The organism is Chloroflexota bacterium, assembly GCA_018829775.1.
Taxonomy (GTDB): domain Bacteria; phylum Chloroflexota; class Dehalococcoidia; order Dehalococcoidales; family RBG-16-60-22; genus E44-bin89.
Window position 1 is genome coordinate 13,975 of sequence record JAHJTL010000015.1, and the last position, 18,302, is coordinate 32,276.

Genomic DNA, 18,302 nt, shown 5'->3' on the forward strand with positions numbered 1-18,302 from the left:
TACCGAAAGTTATGATAGGCAGAATGAGTGTAGCGATAACATGCATTAAACAGGTACCAGACACCACCCAGGTAAAAGTTGACCCGGTAACCGGCACCCTAATTAGAGAGGGTGTTCCTTTCATTATGAATCCATTTGATACGCACGCATTGGAAGAAAGCCTCAGGCTTAAGGATAAATATGGATTCAGGGTGGTGGTTATCTCGATGGGCCCTCCCAGCACCGAGATAATACTGCGGAGGGCTCTGGCTCTGGGAGCAGATGAAGTAGTGCTTTTAAGCGACCGTTCTTTTGGTGGGGCAGATACTCTGGCGACCAGTCTCGTCCTGTCCTCGGCTATCCAACGACTGGTTCAGAACGAAAAAGCGGCGGTGGTAATTTGCGGCCGGCAGACCATTGATGGAGATACCGCTCAGGTTGGGCCAGGGATTGCTACTCGCCTGGGATATTCACAGCTAACTTTCGTCAATAATATCGAGAACATAGACCTTCAGGCGAAAAAGGTGAGGGTTAGACGTAAATTAGGTACATACAGCGAATTAGTGGAGGCACCTTTGCCTGCCGTGATTTCTGTGGAGCGGGAGATAAATCGTCTACGATATCCTACCGTGCTGAAGCGTCTGACAGCTGAGGGTGCTGAGGTAACACTGTGGAGCAATGAAGAGATGAAGCTGGATACAGAAACCGTTGGACTTAAGGGTTCCGCAACGCAAGTGAGTAAAATCTTCTCTCCCGAAAGAGCCATAGGTGAGATTTTAGGCGATGGTCTCAATGACCCTGAAGAAGCAGCTCATTTGCTAATCCGTAAGTTAGTGGAGAAGGATATAATTAATCTTTAGCTTTTAATTGAATTTGTTAGAGGTCAGTATATGGCAGAGGAGAAAAAGATAAAGAGACCCAGAGGCGTAGCCCAACTCATTCCGGGCAAGTGTATTGCCTGTGGCGCTCTTTGCCAGAGTTCTTGTCCCAGAGACGCCATTGAAATGAATGAGAAAGGCGAGCCAGTAATCTTGGTCGACAGATGCAGTGGCTGCCGCAAATGTCTGGAGGCTTGCCCGGCGGATGCGCTGAAGATTTATTACAGTCCGGAGGAGAAGAAGATTCTCGCCGAAATGGAGGTACGAGCAAAGTCAGCCGCTGCCCTGGAAGCTGAAGCAGCCCGCGAAAAAGATATAATACAGGCCAGGCTCAAAGAATACCAAGGTATCTGGGTCTTTGTTGAGCAGAGGTTCGGGGAGCCGGCCAGTGTTTCCTGGGAATTACTTGGTGTAGGTGCCGACCTGGCGAACACTCTGGGTGTTGAACTGTGCTCTGTGGTCATCGGCCATAAAGTGGAGAAACTCTGCCAGGAATCATTTGCCTATGGTGCAATTAAATCATACCTGATTGACGATCCCGTATTTCACCATTATCGTACCGAATCTTATTACCGGGCTATCTGCTATCTGGTGGAGAAATATAAACCGGAAATATTGCTCATGGGTGCCACCGGTTTGGGGAGGGATCTGGCCGGGGCTGTGGCGACAAAGCTCCAGACCGGATTGACCGCCGATTGTACTGGCCTGGAGATTGGCGACAACCGCTCGTTGCTGCAGATACGCCCGGCATTTGGCGGCAATATTATGGCGACCATTTTAACCGAACGCGCTCGTCCGCAGATGTCCACCGTTCGGCCACATGTATTCGCCTTACCCAGGAAAAATGGTACTAAGAACGGAAAGATTATCCGAGAATACATACCTGTACAAGAGGAGAATATCGCCGTCAAAGTGCTGGAGGTTATCAACACGAGTAAAGATATGGTGGATATCACTTCCGCAGAAGTTATCGTCTCTGGGGGAAGGGGCTTGTGCGCCAAGGAGAATTTTGCCATTTTACAGAATCTAGCCAGCGAGTTAGGCGGTGTCGTTGGTTGTTCTCGTGGTGCTGTAGAGGCGGGGTGGATGCCTGCGGAACGCCAGGTCGGCCAGACAGGCAAGACGGTCAGACCCAAGCTCTACATTGCCTGCGGCATCAGCGGTGCCATTCAGCACCTGGTTGGTATGCAGCAATCGGACCTGATTATCGCTATCAACCATGACCGACACGCACCTATTTTTGAAGTGGCTAATTACGGGATTGTCGGTGATGTCCTGCAGGTGGTGCCAGCCTTTACAGAGCGGATTAGAGAATTGCGTACCAAGGAAGAAGTAAGAGCATAGTATTGGAACTGAAATAAAAGGGTAAATGATATCGTATAATGTCATTGCATTTTCCATCATCTTTGTCCTTGCCCTGGTACTTTTCAGCTGGAGTTGTTTTAAGCGTTTCCGTTTACTGACCCTGGGGACCTTTGAAAATCGATTCGATAATTTCGGTAAACGTATCTGGAGCGTGCTTCTTTATGCTTTCGGTCAGCGGTGCACTGTTGCCCATGGCTACCGTTTTGGTTTAAACCACTCCGTCCTTTTCTGGTGTTTCCTGATTCTATTTCTGGCCAATACCGAATTTCTGCTGAACGGACTTTTCCCAGAATTTGTCAGCCTCTCACGGCTACCGGATGGCGCCTACCATATTCTGGCTTTCATTTTCGACCTGGTATCACTGGCTGCGCTTCTAGCGGTGTGCGTTGCCATAGTCCGTCGCCTGGTTTTCCCTCCCTCTTATATGGAAGCGCGAAACCCCGACTCCTTTATCATCCTTGGGTTGGTTGCTGCCTTAATGATTGCCTTTTTTGGTTTACACGCCAGTGAAATTGCTTATGGGAAAGAAGCCGCCTACAGGCCAATTTCCAATTTTATTGCAGCCACTTTTTTGTCCGGTGTTTCTGTGGAAAGATTGATGGTATCCGCTAAATACCTGTGGTGGCTTCATGCTGTCGTGCTGCTCGGTTTCCTCAATTACCTGCCATACAGCAAGCATATGCATATTCTGACGGCTATTCCCAACGTTTTCTTCCGCAATCTGGCCAAGGTTACCATCCCGGCTCGCGAAGAATTCAAAACGGGCAATACCTTTGGCGTGGGCCAGGTAAATGATTTCACCTGGAAAGGTTTGCTTGATTCATACTCCTGCACCGAGTGTGGCCGCTGCTCTGATGTTTGCCCGGCAACCTTCACCAACAAGCCGCTAAATCCGCGTCTGGTTATCCATGATATCAAGGTGAATTTGCTGAAGAATGGCCCCTTGCTTACCCACAGTAAAAATATAAAACTACCTTTAATCGGGGGCAGTGAGGAAGGTGGCATTTCCGAAGAGGTGCTTTGGGAATGCACTACCTGCGGCGGTTGTGTCGAAGTGTGCCCGGTGTTTATAGAGCATTTTCCGCGGATTATTGATATGCGCCGGCACTTGGTGGAAATGAAAGCGAAGTTCCCGGAAGAGCTACTAAACCTTTTTGAGAATATGGAGCAGCGCAGTAATCCGTGGGGCATTGCTCCTGCAGAACGTATCAAGTGGACCGTAGAAACCGAAATCAAGCCTTTTGAAGCTGGTCAGGCTGAATACCTGTTTTTCGTCGGCTGTGCCGGCGCGTTTGTCGCTCGTAACAGGCGTACCACGCAGGCCATAGCCAAGATTCTGGATGCCAGCGGTGTTTCCTGGGGCATTCTGGGCAGGAATGAACCCTGTTGTGCCGATAGCCTGCGTCGTCTGGGCAATGAATTCCTTTTTGACAGCATGGTTAAAAAGAATATTGAGCTTTTTAAAGAACGAGGTGTGAGCAAAGTTATTACCCAATGTCCTCACTGCTACAGTACCCTGAAGAATGACTATCGCCAATATGGCATTGAGATGGAAGTCGTACATCATACCGAATTAATTAATAGCCTGATTGAAACGGGCAGGCTAAAGCTAAATAAGCCTGGAGAATTGGGTAACATGGTCTTTCACGATTCCTGCTATCTGGGGCGTCACAATAAGATTTACGAAGCCCCGCGTAATGTTATTGCCTCGGTTACTGGCGATGCAATTACGGAGATGGACCGCCATCATGACAGGTCCTTTTGTTGCGGTGCCGGCGGGGGGCGGATGTGGATGGAAGAAAGCATTGGCCAACTGATTAACGTAGCCCGTACCGAAGAAGCCTTGAAAAAAAACCCGGATACAATCTGTGTCTCCTGTCCCTACTGTATGACGATGTTTGAAGACGGGCTGAAGGACAAGGGCCTTGAAGACAGGGTACAGGTGCGGGATGTGGCCGAGATTGCTGCCAGCGTGCTTAAATAAAAGAATGGAAAGGCTAGAGCGCAACCGTACAGTGATTACAGAGTACGGAGGTGATGAGAGAAGTCGCCGGTATTGGCAAGTGAGACAAAAGTCGCTGACAGCCGGGTGAATCGAGTATTAGACTATCGCTGTCCGGAGAAGATAAGGTATAAATGATGAAATGCTGGTAATCGACCGATATAAGTGTACGGGTTGCGGGCTTTGTGTTGAGGTGTGTACCTGCCAGGTGCTGGTGCTCGTGGGAAATGTGGTCGAGATTAATGAGAAGAGGGAACGGCGTCTGTGCACAGTATGGTGCACGATGTGTGAGCTGGTCTGTTCCACCGGGGCGATACAGTATCCCTTCGAGGTAGTCATCGAAGGGTAGCAGCGTTCTCCAGCCTGTTCAGCCATCACGGTTTCCGTTTCTTATTTCAACTCTTTTTACTTCCCCTGGGAACAAATTTCGCAAAATATCTTGATTTTCTTGATTGCAGCTATTGACAATAATCTAAAGCTTTGCTATTGTATAGTAAGTTGATTATTTTAGTCAACTATTTATTTTTATGAAATTAGAGATGTGACCGATGAAACTATCGACGAGGACGCGTTATGCAACCAGGGCTCTTTTAGATTTAGCCCTTCACAGCAAGGAGGAGCCGGTGCTGCTTAGGGATATTGCCCAGAGGCAGCAAATCTCACTTCCCTATCTTGAGCAATTGGTGGCCCCGCTGAAAGCCGGGGGTCTTATAAGGAGCATCAGAGGAACAAAAGGCGGGATTTTGCTTGCTAAGCACACTGAGGAGATAAAATTAAGCGATGTTATCAATCTCCTTGAAGGTCCGCTGGCGCTGGTGGATTGCATAAATGACGCTAACTTATGTGACCGCTCCGAGTTTTGTGCCACTAGAGATATCTGGGGTGAATTACAAACAGCTATAGATGGAGTTTTAGAGGCCACTACCCTGCATGATTTAGCAGAAAGGCAAAAGCAGAAAAAGCAGCCAGAAAAGTCGATGTATTACATCTAAACTCGTCGTTCGTACCCTGGCGTTAGTACCGGAGGAGATAAGCTTTTCATGATTGACCGTTACTCAAGACAGACTCTTTACCGAGCTATCGGTGAAGAGGGACAAAAGAAATTGGCTGGCAGCAGCGTGGTTATCATTGGGTGTGGAGCGCTGGGAACGGTTATCGCCAATACTCTGGTGCGCGCGGGCGTCGGCAAGGTAAGAATCATTGACCGGGACCTCATCGAGTACCACAACCTGCAGCGGCAAATACTCTTTGATGAGGAAGATGTGAAAAATCAGGTCCCCAAGGCCATCGCCGCGGAAAGGCATCTGAAAAAAGTGAACTCTTCTATTGAGATTGAAGGTATCGTCGCCGATGTGCATTACGCCAATATCGAAGAACTCGTCGGCGGAGTTGATTTAATACTGGACGGGCTGGATAATCCGGAAACACGTTTTCTCATAAACGACGTTTCCCTGAAACACGGAATCCCGTGGATTTATGGCGGGGCCATTGCAACTTATGGAATGACCATGAATATAATTCCGGGCCAAACCCCCTGTTTCAGATGTCTCTTTACTTCGGTGCCTCCTCCCGGGGTGATACCCACCTGCGATAGGGCTGGCGTAATCAGCCCCGCCCCTTCCATTATAGGCTCTCTTCAATCGGTTGAAGCCATGAAGATTCTCACCGGTGCCAAAGAAATCAGCCATGATGTTCTATTTGTCGATGTCTGGCAGGGAGTTTTCGACCGTTTCAAGCCGAGTTTTCGTCCAGACTGCCCAACCTGTCAGGGCAATTACGAGTTCCTACAGAGGCAGTTCGGCGTGAGAACAACCGTACTTTGCGGCCAGTACTCGGTACAGGTCCTCGACCCCAAGGTGGAAAGGCTCTCTCTGCCTGAACTGGCGAAACATCTTAAAGCATCCGGTGAAGTGAGCTATAACGAGAACACGGTAAATTTCAAGGTCAACGGTCACGAAATGGTAATTTTCCCGGACGGTCGGCTCATTCTCCGTAACAGTTTCGACGAGCCGCTGGCCAGGGAACTCTACGTCAAGTACGTAGGCGCTTGAGCTATGACAATATCAGATTCAGGAGATAATTGAGATGGCAAAGACGAATTTAGAAGAAGTGGAAAAACTCCAGTACAAGACGATAGAAATACCGAAGCTAACCAGAGGCATAGCCAAGGACTCCAGCGAGCTTATTGGCAATACACCTCTGGTTAGATTAAATCGAGTCACCAAGGGGGTGCTGGCCGACGTTGTCGCCAAACTGGAATCTTTTAATCCTATTGGCAGCGTAAAGGACCGCATTGGAGTGTCCATGATATTGGACGCTGAAGCAAAGGGTCTGGTAAACAAAGATACGGCCATCATTGAGCCTACCAGTGGCAATACCGGCATTTCCCTCGCCTTTGTCTGCGCGGCAAGGGGATACCGACTGATTCTCACCATGCCTGATACGATGTCTGTAGAGCGCCGGCAGTTACTGGCCATATTTGGCGCAGAACTGGTGCTGACGCCCGGAGCGGAAGGGATGAAAGGGGCAATAAGAAAGGCGGAAGAGCTGGCCGCAGAAAATCCTAATTCCTTTGTTCCACAGCAGTTTAAAAATCCAGCCAACCCAGAAATACACCGTCTTACCACCGCTGAGGAAATCTGGCGTGACACCGGGGGCCGGGTAGATATTTTGGTCTCAGGAGTCGGCACTGGCGGCACCATTACCGGGGTGTCCGAGGTCATCAAGCCGAGGAAACCCGAGTTTAAGGCCATCGCCGTTGAGCCGGTTGATTCCCCGGTGCTTTCCGGAGGAAACCCAGGCCCACACAAGATTCAGGGCATCGGCGCCGGCTTTGTCCCTGATGTCTTGAGAACCGACCTGGTCGATGAAATTATCAAGGTCACCAATGATGATGCCGGTAACATGGCGAGAAGGCTGGCCAAAGAAGAGGGGATACTGGCCGGCATATCTTCAGGCGCCGCCACCTGGGCAGCCCTGGAAGTAGCCAAAAGGCCGGAAAATAAAGGTAAACTTATCGTCACCATACTACCGGATACGGGCGAACGATATTTATCTACCTGGCTTTTCCAAAATAGTCTTTGAATTAACAAATTTCACATTATAGAGAGGCCTGTCTTGTTTAGAATTTTAGGAGAAGATATTCAGATTGTTTTTACCCGGGGACTGGCATTGGGTGGAATAGGGATTAATGAGGGCGGGGTGGTGGTGATGCTATGGGTCATGCGTGGCCCGAAAGGGCAAACACGGTAAAAACGTAAAATTAAAGGAAGGAACAGATAAAAAATGAAAACTATCGCCGAAATCAACGATAAAATCAAAAAAGGGCAGGCTGTAGTTGTAACCGCCGAAGAGATAATCGACATTGTTGCCGATAAGGGTTTATCGAAGGCTGCTCAGGAAGTAGACGTGGTCACCACCGGTACTTTTGGCCCTATGTGTTCATCAGGAGCTTACTTTAACGTTGGGCACGCCAAGCCAAGGATTAAACTGGGTGGCGGCAAGGTTTACCTGAACGATATCCCGGTATACGCCGGACTGGCAGCGGTCGATGTCTTCCTCGGCGCCACGGCCATACCCGACGATGACCCCAGAAACCGGTCACACCCGGGCGACTTCAGCTATGGCGGCGGACACGTCATTGAGGAACTTGTTGCCGGCAAGGACATTCGGCTTGAGGCCAGCGCCTATGGTACGGACTGCTACCCGAGGAAAAAACTGGAAACCTGGATAAACCTTCAGGACATCAATGAAGCCGTACTATTCAATATCCGGAACGCCTACCAGAACTACAATGTTGCCGTGAACCTTGCTGACAGAACCATATACACATATATGGGCATACTGAAGCCGCATCTTGGTAACGCCAACTACTGCAGTGCCGGACAGCTATCACCACTGCTGAACGACCCGCATTACAAAACAATCGGGGTCGGCACCAAGATATTTCTGGGCGGGGGTATTGGCTACGTTGCCTGGCAGGGAACGCAGCATAATCCCGGTGTTACTCGCGGCGATAATGGCGTGCCAAAACGACCGTCGGGGACCCTTGCCGTAATTGGTGACTTGAAGCAGATGAAGCCGGAATGGCTCCTCGGAACCACCTTTCTCGGTTACGGTTGCACGATAACCGTCGGCATAGGCGTGCCGATTCCGGTACTATCCGAAGAAATCCTGGCCTACACGACCGTTACAGATGCCGATGTTATGGCACCTATCGTGGATTATTCCGAGTCCTATCCACAGAGAAACCCGGATGTCCTGGGAGAGGTAAGCTACGCCGAGCTCAAGACCGGCAAGATTGAGGTCAATAAGAAGGAAGTGCCGACCGCTTCGTTGTCCAGCTATTCCAAGGCGGTGGAAATCACCAATATTCTGAAAGACTGGATACAGAAGGGTGAGTTCCCTTTGACCGAGCCTGTGGCATCAATACCGGGAGCGGAGTCAGGAATCAAATTCAAGAACCTGGAAGAGAGACCGCAGCGGCAAAGTTAAACGAGCAATGCAGCCATATCCGTGGAGGGTTCTGCCGGCAGGCGGCCCTCTGCGGATAACGGCGATACAGTCAGTAGCATGATATTTTGCTTGGAGATGTAAGTTGAAAGTATTGATAATTGCGTGTCGGGTGCTTATCAACGAATTACAGGCGGTAAGCCCACCCGGGGTTCAATTGGAATTCTTGGAGCAGGGGCTTCACAAAACCCCGGACAAGATGAGGCTCGCCATTCAGGAGAAGATACATCAGGTGGATGGCGGCTTCGACTTCATTATGCTCGGCTATGGGGCCTGCGGCAATGGTACCTTGGGTATTAAAGCGGAAAACGTGCCCATAGTCATACCCAAAGCACACGACTGCATTACCTTCTGGTTGGGCTCGGTGGCTAACCACATGCGGGAACATAATAAGGCTCCGGGCACTTATTATTTGACCAAGGGGTGGATCGAAGAAGCGAATTCACCCATGGTAACGTTTGATGAATACAAGGAACGTTATGGTGCCGAGACGGCAGAATGGGTGATGCGGGAAGCGTTCAAGAATTATACGCGCCTTGCCTTGATAGCCACCGGTTCTTACGACCCGGCCGAATATAGAGAGCACGCCCGGGCAAATGCTGCCTTCCTCAGCGTTGATTATGAGGAAATTGGAGGCTCTCTGTCTATATTTGAGAAGATGATGAGAAACGAATGGGATAAGGATGACTTTTTTATACTCCAGCCCGGAGAAGAAATAACCCAGAAGATGTTCTTATCGTTGTGTTAGATTTGCATTTCCAGGATTTTACAGTCTTATACCATCAATCAGCCGATACCCTGCGGAAGCCGTGAATGAGCGGGAAACGGTATAAGCCGAATACTTCCCGGCTTCGTAAGAAACCAGTAAAGATAATGATAATCCCTACCAGCTCGAAGATGTAGAACAGTGGCAGGCCGCCTCCCAACCTCATATGAGTCCCGCCCACGGCTGGCAATATGGCCCCAACAGCAATAAGTACATTAGATATTACCCTGTGCGGCATTATCTTACGTCGCCAGTAAACCCAGGCACTATATATGGCCCCCCCTACGAGGGAGACTGTCCCGAAAGTGTTAAATACGGGAGTCATAAGTCTCACACCCTGGGGCATAGCAGTGCCTGAAAGAACTTGAAGACCGCCCAGGTCAATGCTGGCGGCAAAGACACGAAAAGTGGCGTAAAATGACGCTGCCAATAAAATCGCCATAATAGTGTGAGCTGTGCGTTGCCTGACAAGTAAGTAGAGAGTACCCATTCCAAGGTAGGCAGCTACAAATATGGCGCCAAACAGATACCAGAGCCGATATACGGTGACATTTAGACCCCACGCCCCAACCCAGAACTCGGTTGACGTGCTAATGGCATACATGAACAAACCTATAGCCCAGATAAGCTGATAGGGCTTTCGTCTGGCAAAGAACTGGTCTAGAACTGCCAGGGCAAAAACAAAGCTTACGATGGCAGAAATCAGCGGTATATAGTGAATCATACCTGCTCCTTAGTATAAATCGTCTGTGTAAAAAATAAAAGAAGAGCAACGTTCTCTTCTAATACTGCTTTCGCGGTCGCGCCCGGACTGGAGCCAGCGACGAAGGGTGGTAAACCATTCGTTATTTCGTGTATTAACTCGATTACGCTATGGATTCCACTCCTTATCTCTTTCTTTGCTCTTAAGTAGAAAATGAAAGGACCATTCATGTACATTCCACCAGCGCAACAGGTATGCTCTCAGATATTTTTCACCAATTTATTAACGATAAAGAGGTAACATTTCCCGTAAAATTAGACTTTTGTTATGTAAAAAGCACGTATTATTCCCGATGACAATTCTTTTATATAGGGGTATATTTGTAACACATAAAGGGCATGGAGGGAAGGGCACACAATTTAAAGACGACTTATAAAGCTGCCATTAAGTTACCTTATCAATTGTTTTTTTGACAATGTAAGGTGGCACAGTATGACGTTCTGGAGGGTACTTTCAGTACTTTCCTCTATGCCCGCCCTCCAGGTTAATTGAAGAAATATATGGCGATGGAGGCGGAAAAATGAGAGGTTTGCGCAATTGTATGTTAGCGTTGCTGGCCGGGCTCATGGCACCTTTACTAATCTGGGCAGGTGCCGGCGTTGCGCTGCACCAGAGCAGGCAGCGGTCAGGTTTCTTAAAGCGAGCACTCCCAGATTTAACATGCTCTATTGATTCAGAGTGCCCTGCTGGGTATATGTGTGTGAGCGGCCAGTGCGTTCCGGCCACATAGCCCTTAATGTAATAAATCCAGCAATCAGCCGCAGTAAGCAGTAGACGGCCTGAGAAATTATCCTAAATTGCCCCCAAAGTAAATACTGTACAGACTTATTGTGCCTTTAATCATCCTTGTTTGTATCTACTCTGTACGCCGCTTCACTGTACACTTTTTCATCACCAAAAGATGAATCCCCCTCTTAATCTATTTTTAAAAAATTTGCTGGTAGACCATACCTGCAGGGTCAGAAAAAACTAATTACGTATTGACAGAAAGTTACATCCGTTTATAATTGATAATGCAGGGTATTTATGACGTGAGATAACCTGAAAACAAAATAGCTGATTGGGTGTATGGCGATGAAAAAGGGTGGTAGTGTCCGCAGAAAAAATGGCGGTGGCTGCTACCCTTTATTAATTTATAACAAAGCATCTTAAATCAGGAAAAACGGCGCACGCGCTGATAAATTAATATTCTAAGGCTTGGAGCTTGGCCGATGGAAAAGAGCAAACGCTCTTGGATTAAGCGTTGGTGTGACCGCAGTAGCACCCCTCCGCCCCTTCCGGCTATAACAGGCCCCCTGCTGGGACTGGCGTACATCATCGTAATGCCTTTTATAGGCGCCTTTGCCTCCCTCGTTCTTTGTGGCTACCGTGTGTCACGAACCGCAGCTGCTTTGCGGCGGTAATCAACGCAGGAAGACGTTGGTGCGTCCAAAGCACCCGGTGATGAAGCAGCGTATCTTGAGCAAGCCTGGTATTCATCATCTGATGGGCTTTTTGACGATTCCGGAGACATTACCGTTAGACTTCTCAACATTCAGTCGAAAAATAGCAATAAACGCAAATTGAACTATTATCTTGGAGGTCATGCTGAAGGTCGAGCGGCCACCGACCCTCTATCTGCTTAAATCGACCAGACCTTTGCGCATGGCGTATTTGATAAGCTCAGTCCGGTTGTGCAAATCCAGCTTTTCCATTATCTTGGTGCGGTGGCCCTGCACCGTCTTCTGACTGATATAAAGAGCTTCCGCAATTTCCCGGCTGGTGCGTCCCTCGGCAATGAGTTTGAGTATCTCCCTCTCCCTCTCGGTTAGACTCTCATATATATCAGGTTGTTCCGCCTGCTTCCGATAATCATCAATCAATGCCCTGGCTGCAGAAGGGTACAGAAAAGAATCTCCCCCGCGTACCGCACGTATCGCGGATACCAGGTCGGACCCCAGCGCTTTCTTCGGTATGTAACCCGCAGCTCCCACCTTTATCGTCGACAATATATACTCCTTGTTATCGTGCTGCGTGAGAATGATTACCTTCACCTTCGGGTTTCTCTTAGTCAAGCGATGGGTTACCTCCAGGCCGTCCATCCCCGGTATGGATATGTCCATTATTACCACATCTGGGTTCAATTCCCGTGTCATTTCTAATGCTTCTCTTCCTGCGGAAGCTTCGCCTATCACTTCTATGTCATCATAAATGCCCAGCAAAGCCTTTATACCATCTCGCATTATGGCGTGGTCATCCACCAGTAATATCTTAATCTTGTCCATTCATTCCTCAATTTACGTTCAACCAGATATACATAATCAGTACCATAAACTATCCGAAGTATCTATCGGCATTACTGCCTAATTTGATGAAGAAATAAGCTCATTTTTTACTAGGCATTCTATATTGGTTATTGCCAAATTTAACTGTTAAGTGATTTCCAAAAGTTCTTCCACGTTACAGCGAAGCTACTAATAGCATTGGCAGCCATTATATCTAGGGTCTTATCCCAGTCAAATAGGGATATTTTACCATCCAATTATAGGCCAAAATACTATTTCAAGGAGTAGGTAGGTGGCGTAACATATAATTGATTATTTGATTGCATTCCAAGTAATTCAAAGTTAAATCAGTAGATATGAAAAGACTGTTGCTATTTATAGGCATTAGCGTAGTAGTAATCGGTATATTAATTGTCTTTTCTTCTACCTCATATGCTCTTGATGAAAATGATTGCCTTACGTGTCATGGCAATGAGAACCTCACCAAAGCCAACGGCGAAGGCAAAACTGTTTCGCTGTATGTCAGTGAAGAACTTGTCAATACTGCGGCTCACCGATTTATAGATTGCACAACCTGCCACACCGCTGATCCACACGATGTTGACACACCATTGACCAAGCTTTCTCTCGCCGAAAAATGCGGGACCTGCCATGAATACGAATACAAGTTACACCAAAGCAGTATCCATGGGGAGCAGCTGGCTAAAGGCAACCCGGATGTAGCTACCTGTGTAGACTGTCACAGTACAACTAATAATCCACATAGCGTTATCCGCGTATTGGAATACAATGCACCGGCTTACAAGAAGAATATCGCCCAGACCTGCGCCTCGTGCCATAGCAATAAAGAGCTTATGGCGGACTACGGTATTGTAGAAAAGGTATATGAATCCTATATGCGGAGCTTCCATGGCAAGGCAATCCAACTCGGTACATATGAAGTAACTCAGCTTGATAAAGCAACCTGTACTAACTGTCACGGGGTTCATGACATCAAGAGCGCTCAAGACCCCAGCTCCCCGGTAGCCGGGTTGGAAAATTTGGCCGTTACCTGCGAACAATGTCATCCAGGAGCAGGTGTTGAATTCGCCAGGAGTTTCCTCGGTCACAAAGAAGCTTCACCTCAGAATGTAGGCGCAGCATATTATACCGAGAGGTTCTTTACTATCCTTCTGGTCACAGTCGTGGCTTTTGCGGTTATTATCGTTGTTATGGCTATCGTAAGGTTTTCAATTAACCGGTGGAGGGAATAAGCATGGCGGCAATAACAAGCGCGGTCGCGTTGACAAGGGTTGAAGAAGAACAAATAAGGCGCTTCGACATTAATCAAATAGTTCAGCATTACGGCTTAATGTCCAGCTTTATATTGCTGGCGGTAACGGGACTGCCACAGAAATTTAATGAATGGGCAATCAGTCAGTGGTGGGTAGGTCTTTGGGGGGGATTTGAAGTCTTGAGGGCAGCTCACCGCTTCGCGGCCTGGGTAATCATTATCATTTGCCTTTATCACCTTGTATACATCTTGTATTCAACGGTCATTCTTAAAAGACCTTTCCCGGTTAAAATGATTCCTCTTCCACAGGACTTCGTTAAATTCTTCCATGAAATCTCCTATTTCCTGGGATTCAGAAAAGGGAAACCTGAATTTGACCGCTTCAACTGGAGGGAAAAGTTCGACTACTGGGCAATATTCTGGGGCATGCCGGTGATGGCTGGCTCGGGCTTCATAATGATGTACCCGGTATTCTTTACCAAGTTTCTGCCGGGCTGGATAGTCCCCTCCGCTCTCATAGCGCATGGCGATGAGGCCATACTTGCTGTAACCTGGATATTTCTGGTACACATATTTTTTAACCACTTTAAACCAAAGATATTCCCCATAAACACTTCCATATTTACCGGTAAAGTCTCCAAAGAGCGGTATCGTGAAGAGCATCTCTTAGAATACGAAGGACTACTCAATAAGGAACAGGAAACAGCGAGTTGACGTACCTCAAAGAGATTTTCGACGATTGGCTTACAAGAGCCGCTTCTATCAACTTTGTTCTGATTGTAGCGGTTGTTTTATTTAACCTCTTCTCCGATTTACCGGAGAAATACCCCCTTTTTGGTGTTATTGTCTATTCCATGGTGCCAGTTCTCTTTATCAGTGGAGGCATCATCTTCGTTCTGGCAATACTTAAAATCCGACCCGGAAGTGGAAATTGAAACAGTACAGACGATATCGCGAAAAACTGATTTTCCTTATGACCGCAGGGGCTATCGGAATTATTTTACTGGTAATCGGCGGGTACCAGTTGCTTGAGTTTACCGATTCAACGGCCTTTTGCGGCAGGCTCTGCCACGACGTAATGTACCCGGAGTATACGGCACATCAAGCGTCCCCACATTCCAGAGTATCCTGCTCCGAGTGTCATGTCGGTTCAGGGGCTGATTATCTGGTAAGGTCAAAAGTTAGCGGCACTCCTATGTTATTTAACACCCTTGCCGGAATTTATCACCGCCCAATACGAACTCCGGTAGAAAACCTCCGCCCGGCGCGTGAAACCTGTGAACAGTGTCATCGCCCGGATAGATTTGCCGGTGACCTTGTCCGTGTCCACACCACGTATGATATCGATGAGGCAAATACGGAGCAAGTTGATACAAGGGTACTCAGGGTTGGTGGAGGGGAGTTAGAGACCGCCCGTGACATCCACTGGCATATTGCAGCCCGCGTCTGGTACGTTCCTCTCGATAGAGAACGACAAGAAATCGCGTGGGTTGGTGTCGAAGATACAGATGCGCAACTAACGGAGTATATTGACCCACAAAGACATTCAGAAATAACTGCCGAGCTTATTGAAGGTGAGAGACGCCTTATGGATTGCATGGATTGCCACAATCGTGCAACCCATATATTTAATTCTCCTGAAGAACTGGTAGATGCCGCGCTTGCCCAGGGTAAGATAGACAGAGAATTGCCCTACATAAAACGGGAAGCGCTTGAGGCTCTGGAACCGCCCAGTTTGAGCCTGGCTGAAGCAAATGCAAGAGCTGAAGATATCAAAGAATTCTACCGTGCTAATTACACAACAATCTATAACGAAAAAGTAACCGTTATCGAACAGACCGTGGAGGAGGTCAAAGAGATTGCCCGACTTACTACATTTCCTCACATGAAAGTCTCATGGGAAACCTATATCGATAATTCAAGTCATCTGGAATCGCCCGGGTGTTTTAGATGTCACGGCAAGTTGGTAGAAGCAATTAGTGACGAAAAGGAAGGCGAAGTCATCAACGCCGATTGCGACTTTTGTCATTACTTCGAGCTGGAATAATTAAATTAGGGTATTTTTCCCGAAGAAATAGGTATAAGTACTCATAGTACGCTCTTATCCAGGTTTGCTAGTATAAAATGACGAACTAATTATGTATATTATTCAGCGTGTTTTTTAATTGAAAGGGGGCGAATAATGAAGCTTAGCAGTGTCACCGTACGCCTGTTGTTTGGAGTAGTCTTATTGCTAATGATCACGTCGCTGATAGCCTGCGGAGCGCCGCAGGGACCAGCCGGACCACCGGGACCGCCTGGACCAGCGGGATCAGCCGGACCACCGGGACCAGCTGCACCAACCGAAGAACCCGCTGAGCCTGAGGTAGCTGTAGCCGTTAACGCTGGAGATGACCAGGCGGGAGAGCCAGGAGATACGGTTACCCTGAAAGTTAATGTTGAAGTTAACGATGGCTCCACAGTAGAAAGTTATACGTGGGCCCAGACCTCGGGAGTAAAGGCCAGCATCAGCGGCGGTGACTCTGATACAGCAATGGTTAAATTAGGAGACTCCGCAGCATATAAAGAAGAACTGATTGGAGGTCTCCGCATAGTTGACCGCTTCACGGTTCAGGCAATCAACCCGCATTCTTTAGAAGCCGCCGAGGTAACAACATTTAAAGTTACCGTAAAGACAAGTGGCGGGGAGTACAGCGATACGGTTAACGTAGCGGCAGACTTGCCTTACGTGTGGAACCCGGGCATTTCCAATGTACCCAAAGGTCTGACAGTTCTTCTCCACGGCAAAGAACAGAGCTCATATAGCTGGACCGTGTCTTCGCCCAGTGGCTCTGCGGCTGCTCTAGAAGACGCTTCGAGCCAGAACCCCTCATTTGTTCCTGACGTGGCTGGCAAATATGTTCTTTGGGAGAGCACCAGTCGCGCCCATCTTAATGTTTACGCCGGAACCTGGACAGGAGCCATAACCGGCCAGAATAGCGATGGCCGTCCCTTATCCGATGATTGTACTATCTGCCACAATGGAACCATCGCTGAAGACCAGTTCACCGCCTGGCGGGAATCCGGGCACGCCGAAATATTCACTCAAAATATAAATAACCCAAGTGGTCACTGGAGCGAGAGCTGTGCCGTTTGTCATACTGTCGGCTACAGCCTGGACGCGGCTAACGGCGGTTGGGACGAGGCCAAGGAGGCCGAAGGCTGGGTCGTGCCACCACATGGCGAGGTTGGCCTCTGGACCGAAATACTGGCCGACTATCCTGAGACGGCGCAACTGTCCAACATCCAGTGCGAAAGCTGCCACGGGCCGAACAACTCTGCACTTCACGGCAATGGCCAGATTGATGCTGAGAGGGTAAGTCTCTCGTCCGAAGTCTGCGGGGTGTGTCACGGTGAACCGGCACGTCACGGGCGCTACCAGCAGTGGGAAGAAAGTCTCCACGCCAACACCGAACTGGCCACGGAGCGCTTCGACAATGCCAGTTGTGCCCGCTGCCATACCGCTCAAGGCTTCCTTGCCTGGCTGCCGCAGCTTAACTCCGGTGATTCGGGCAGTCTCAAAGCCGAGGTTACCTGGACCGCCGACACCGTGGAGCCGGTTACCTGTGCCGTCTGTCATGACACCCATGACGTCGGCAATATAACGGGTGAACCGAACGACGTGAACCTGCGTGTAACCGGTAACACGGCTATGCTGCCGTCAGGTTTCCAGGCACTGGGCGTGGGCAGGGGTGCCCTGTGCATGACCTGCCACAACACCCGCAATGGTGAGCGTAACGACATTGCCATGGCCACACAGGACGACCGCGCACCGCATGTCGCTGCACAGGCTGACGTCCTGATGGGTGAGAATGCCTACTTCGTGACCACGGGGGCCCGGTCACCGCATTCCTACATCGAGAACACCTGCACCACGTGTCACATGGTACTTTCGCCACCGCCAGCGGAGTTCAGCTATAACCTGGGTGGCACGAACCACTCCTTTGAGCCCAGCCTTGAGATATGCGCTGATTGCCACGGCGAATTCAATGGCGGCACCCTCATGGAAGCCACCGAAGGGAAGATGGAGGAGCTCAAGGAAGCCATCGAGGCAGCACTTCTAGCTGAAATCAGGACCCAGGTTGACGCAGGTAACACCTTGACGTTGGTAGGGTTCGGAGAAGGTGATACTGATGTGGATATCACCGCTGCTAGCTCAATCAGTCACGTAGAACTTCTTGAGTCTCATGGCCGCCAGGCTATGGATATCACAGTGGATGGTATCACGTATGAGCACATCAGGATTATCTCGGATACCTTGATGAAGGATGCAGCTGGAAAGGAGCTTGAGATTAACATACTAAGCTCCGATAGGGGTCAGATTATCGCCAAGTCAGGCTGGAACTACTTCCTGCTACATGGCGATGCCAGTGAAGGCGTTCACAACCCGAGCTTCACTCTCAACGTGATTAACGCTTCTCTCAGTGCATTGAAATAGACGAAATTAATTTCGCGGTTACA

Annotated in this window: 16 protein-coding genes; 14 read left to right on the forward strand and 2 right to left on the reverse strand. The window is 48.8% G+C overall.

Going from position 1 to position 18,302, the window contains the following annotated elements; translation table 11 throughout:
• Positions 1-23 precede the first annotated feature (23 nt).
• From KKD83_01940 to KKD83_01980, 9 genes are all read left to right on the forward strand, one after another.
• A complete protein-coding gene (locus tag KKD83_01940) occupies positions 24-839 on the forward strand; it encodes an electron transfer flavoprotein subunit beta/FixA family protein (GenBank protein ID MBU2534911.1) in 816 nt (271 codons plus the stop codon).
• Positions 840-869: 30 nt separating this feature from the next.
• The gene (locus KKD83_01945; GenBank protein ID MBU2534912.1) at positions 870-2,201 is read left to right on the forward strand and encodes an electron transfer flavoprotein subunit alpha; all 1,332 of its coding nucleotides are present in this window, start codon (positions 870-872) and stop codon (positions 2,199-2,201) included.
• Positions 2,202-2,226: 25 nt separating this feature from the next.
• Entirely contained in the window at positions 2,227-4,206 is a 1,980-nt protein-coding gene (locus KKD83_01950) for a (Fe-S)-binding protein (protein ID MBU2534913.1), read from the forward strand.
• A 160-nt stretch (positions 4,207-4,366) separates the two neighbouring features.
• A complete protein-coding gene (locus KKD83_01955; GenBank protein MBU2534914.1) occupies positions 4,367-4,573 on the forward strand; it encodes a 4Fe-4S binding protein in 207 nt (68 codons plus the stop codon).
• Positions 4,574-4,772: 199 nt separating this feature from the next.
• Positions 4,773-5,216, forward strand: coding sequence for an Rrf2 family transcriptional regulator (locus KKD83_01960; protein MBU2534915.1), 444 nt, complete (start codon positions 4,773-4,775; stop codon positions 5,214-5,216).
• Between the two features lie 48 nt (positions 5,217-5,264).
• Complete coding sequence (locus KKD83_01965; GenBank protein ID MBU2534916.1) at positions 5,265-6,275, forward strand: ThiF family adenylyltransferase; 1,011 nt, start codon at positions 5,265-5,267, stop codon at positions 6,273-6,275.
• Between the two features lie 34 nt (positions 6,276-6,309).
• A complete protein-coding gene (gene cysK, locus KKD83_01970) occupies positions 6,310-7,308 on the forward strand; it encodes a cysteine synthase A (GenBank protein MBU2534917.1) in 999 nt (332 codons plus the stop codon).
• A gap of 201 nt (positions 7,309-7,509) precedes the next feature.
• Positions 7,510-8,718: a homocysteine biosynthesis protein gene (locus tag KKD83_01975; protein ID MBU2534918.1), complete on the forward strand. Its 1,209-nt coding sequence runs from the start codon at positions 7,510-7,512 to the stop codon at positions 8,716-8,718.
• Between the two features lie 103 nt (positions 8,719-8,821).
• On the forward strand, positions 8,822-9,484 hold the full coding sequence (locus KKD83_01980) for a DUF1638 domain-containing protein (protein ID MBU2534919.1): 663 nt from the start codon (positions 8,822-8,824) through the stop codon (positions 9,482-9,484).
• 34 nt (positions 9,485-9,518) lie between these two features.
• On the opposite strand, the gene KKD83_01985 is transcribed toward KKD83_01980, so the two are convergent.
• Together KKD83_01985 and KKD83_01990 are read right to left on the reverse strand one after the other, a co-directional pair.
• The gene (locus KKD83_01985) at positions 9,519-10,226 is read right to left on the reverse strand and encodes a hypothetical protein (protein MBU2534920.1); all 708 of its coding nucleotides are present in this window, start codon (positions 10,224-10,226) and stop codon (positions 9,519-9,521) included.
• 1,652 nt (positions 10,227-11,878) lie between these two features.
• Entirely contained in the window at positions 11,879-12,529 is a 651-nt protein-coding gene (locus KKD83_01990) for a response regulator transcription factor (GenBank protein ID MBU2534921.1), read from the reverse strand.
• 356 nt (positions 12,530-12,885) lie between these two features.
• Between KKD83_01990 and KKD83_01995 the strand changes: the two genes are divergently transcribed.
• The 5 genes from KKD83_01995 (at position 12,886) to KKD83_02015 (ending at position 18,279) form a co-directional block, all read left to right on the forward strand.
• Positions 12,886-13,782, forward strand: a complete 897-nt coding sequence (locus KKD83_01995; GenBank protein ID MBU2534922.1) for a hypothetical protein — start codon at positions 12,886-12,888, stop codon at positions 13,780-13,782.
• 2 nt (positions 13,783-13,784) lie between these two features.
• Positions 13,785-14,516, forward strand: a complete 732-nt coding sequence (locus KKD83_02000; GenBank protein MBU2534923.1) for a cytochrome b/b6 domain-containing protein — start codon at positions 13,785-13,787, stop codon at positions 14,514-14,516.
• The gene (locus KKD83_02005; protein ID MBU2534924.1) at positions 14,513-14,737 is read left to right on the forward strand and encodes a hypothetical protein; all 225 of its coding nucleotides are present in this window, start codon (positions 14,513-14,515) and stop codon (positions 14,735-14,737) included. The genes KKD83_02000 and KKD83_02005 overlap by 4 nt, the downstream gene beginning before the upstream one ends.
• Positions 14,734-15,849: a NapC/NirT family cytochrome c gene (locus KKD83_02010; GenBank protein ID MBU2534925.1), complete on the forward strand. Its 1,116-nt coding sequence runs from the start codon at positions 14,734-14,736 to the stop codon at positions 15,847-15,849. The genes KKD83_02005 and KKD83_02010 overlap by 4 nt, the downstream gene beginning before the upstream one ends.
• A gap of 135 nt (positions 15,850-15,984) precedes the next feature.
• Entirely contained in the window at positions 15,985-18,279 is a 2,295-nt protein-coding gene (locus tag KKD83_02015) for a hypothetical protein (GenBank protein MBU2534926.1), read from the forward strand.
• Positions 18,280-18,302: the final 23 nt, after the last annotated feature.

Coding starts and splice junctions, on each gene's coding strand:
- KKD83_01945 (MBU2534912.1), top strand. CDS start 870: ATGGCAGAGGAGAAAAAGATAAAGAGACCCAGAGGCGTAGCCCAACTC.
- KKD83_01940 (MBU2534911.1), top strand. CDS start 24: ATGAGTGTAGCGATAACATGCATTAAACAGGTACCAGACACCACCCAG.
- KKD83_01990 (MBU2534921.1), bottom strand. CDS start 12,529: ATGGACAAGATTAAGATATTACTGGTGGATGACCACGCCATAATGCGA.
- KKD83_01955 (MBU2534914.1), top strand. CDS start 4,367: ATGCTGGTAATCGACCGATATAAGTGTACGGGTTGCGGGCTTTGTGTT.
- cysK (MBU2534917.1), top strand. CDS start 6,310: ATGGCAAAGACGAATTTAGAAGAAGTGGAAAAACTCCAGTACAAGACG.
- KKD83_01960 (MBU2534915.1), top strand. CDS start 4,773: ATGAAACTATCGACGAGGACGCGTTATGCAACCAGGGCTCTTTTAGAT.
- KKD83_01950 (MBU2534913.1), top strand. CDS start 2,227: ATGATATCGTATAATGTCATTGCATTTTCCATCATCTTTGTCCTTGCC.
- KKD83_02000 (MBU2534923.1), top strand. CDS start 13,785: ATGGCGGCAATAACAAGCGCGGTCGCGTTGACAAGGGTTGAAGAAGAA.
- KKD83_02015 (MBU2534926.1), top strand. CDS start 15,985: ATGAAGCTTAGCAGTGTCACCGTACGCCTGTTGTTTGGAGTAGTCTTA.
- KKD83_01995 (MBU2534922.1), top strand. CDS start 12,886: ATGAAAAGACTGTTGCTATTTATAGGCATTAGCGTAGTAGTAATCGGT.
- KKD83_01985 (MBU2534920.1), bottom strand. CDS start 10,226: ATGATTCACTATATACCGCTGATTTCTGCCATCGTAAGCTTTGTTTTT.
- KKD83_01965 (MBU2534916.1), top strand. CDS start 5,265: ATGATTGACCGTTACTCAAGACAGACTCTTTACCGAGCTATCGGTGAA.
- KKD83_01975 (MBU2534918.1), top strand. CDS start 7,510: ATGAAAACTATCGCCGAAATCAACGATAAAATCAAAAAAGGGCAGGCT.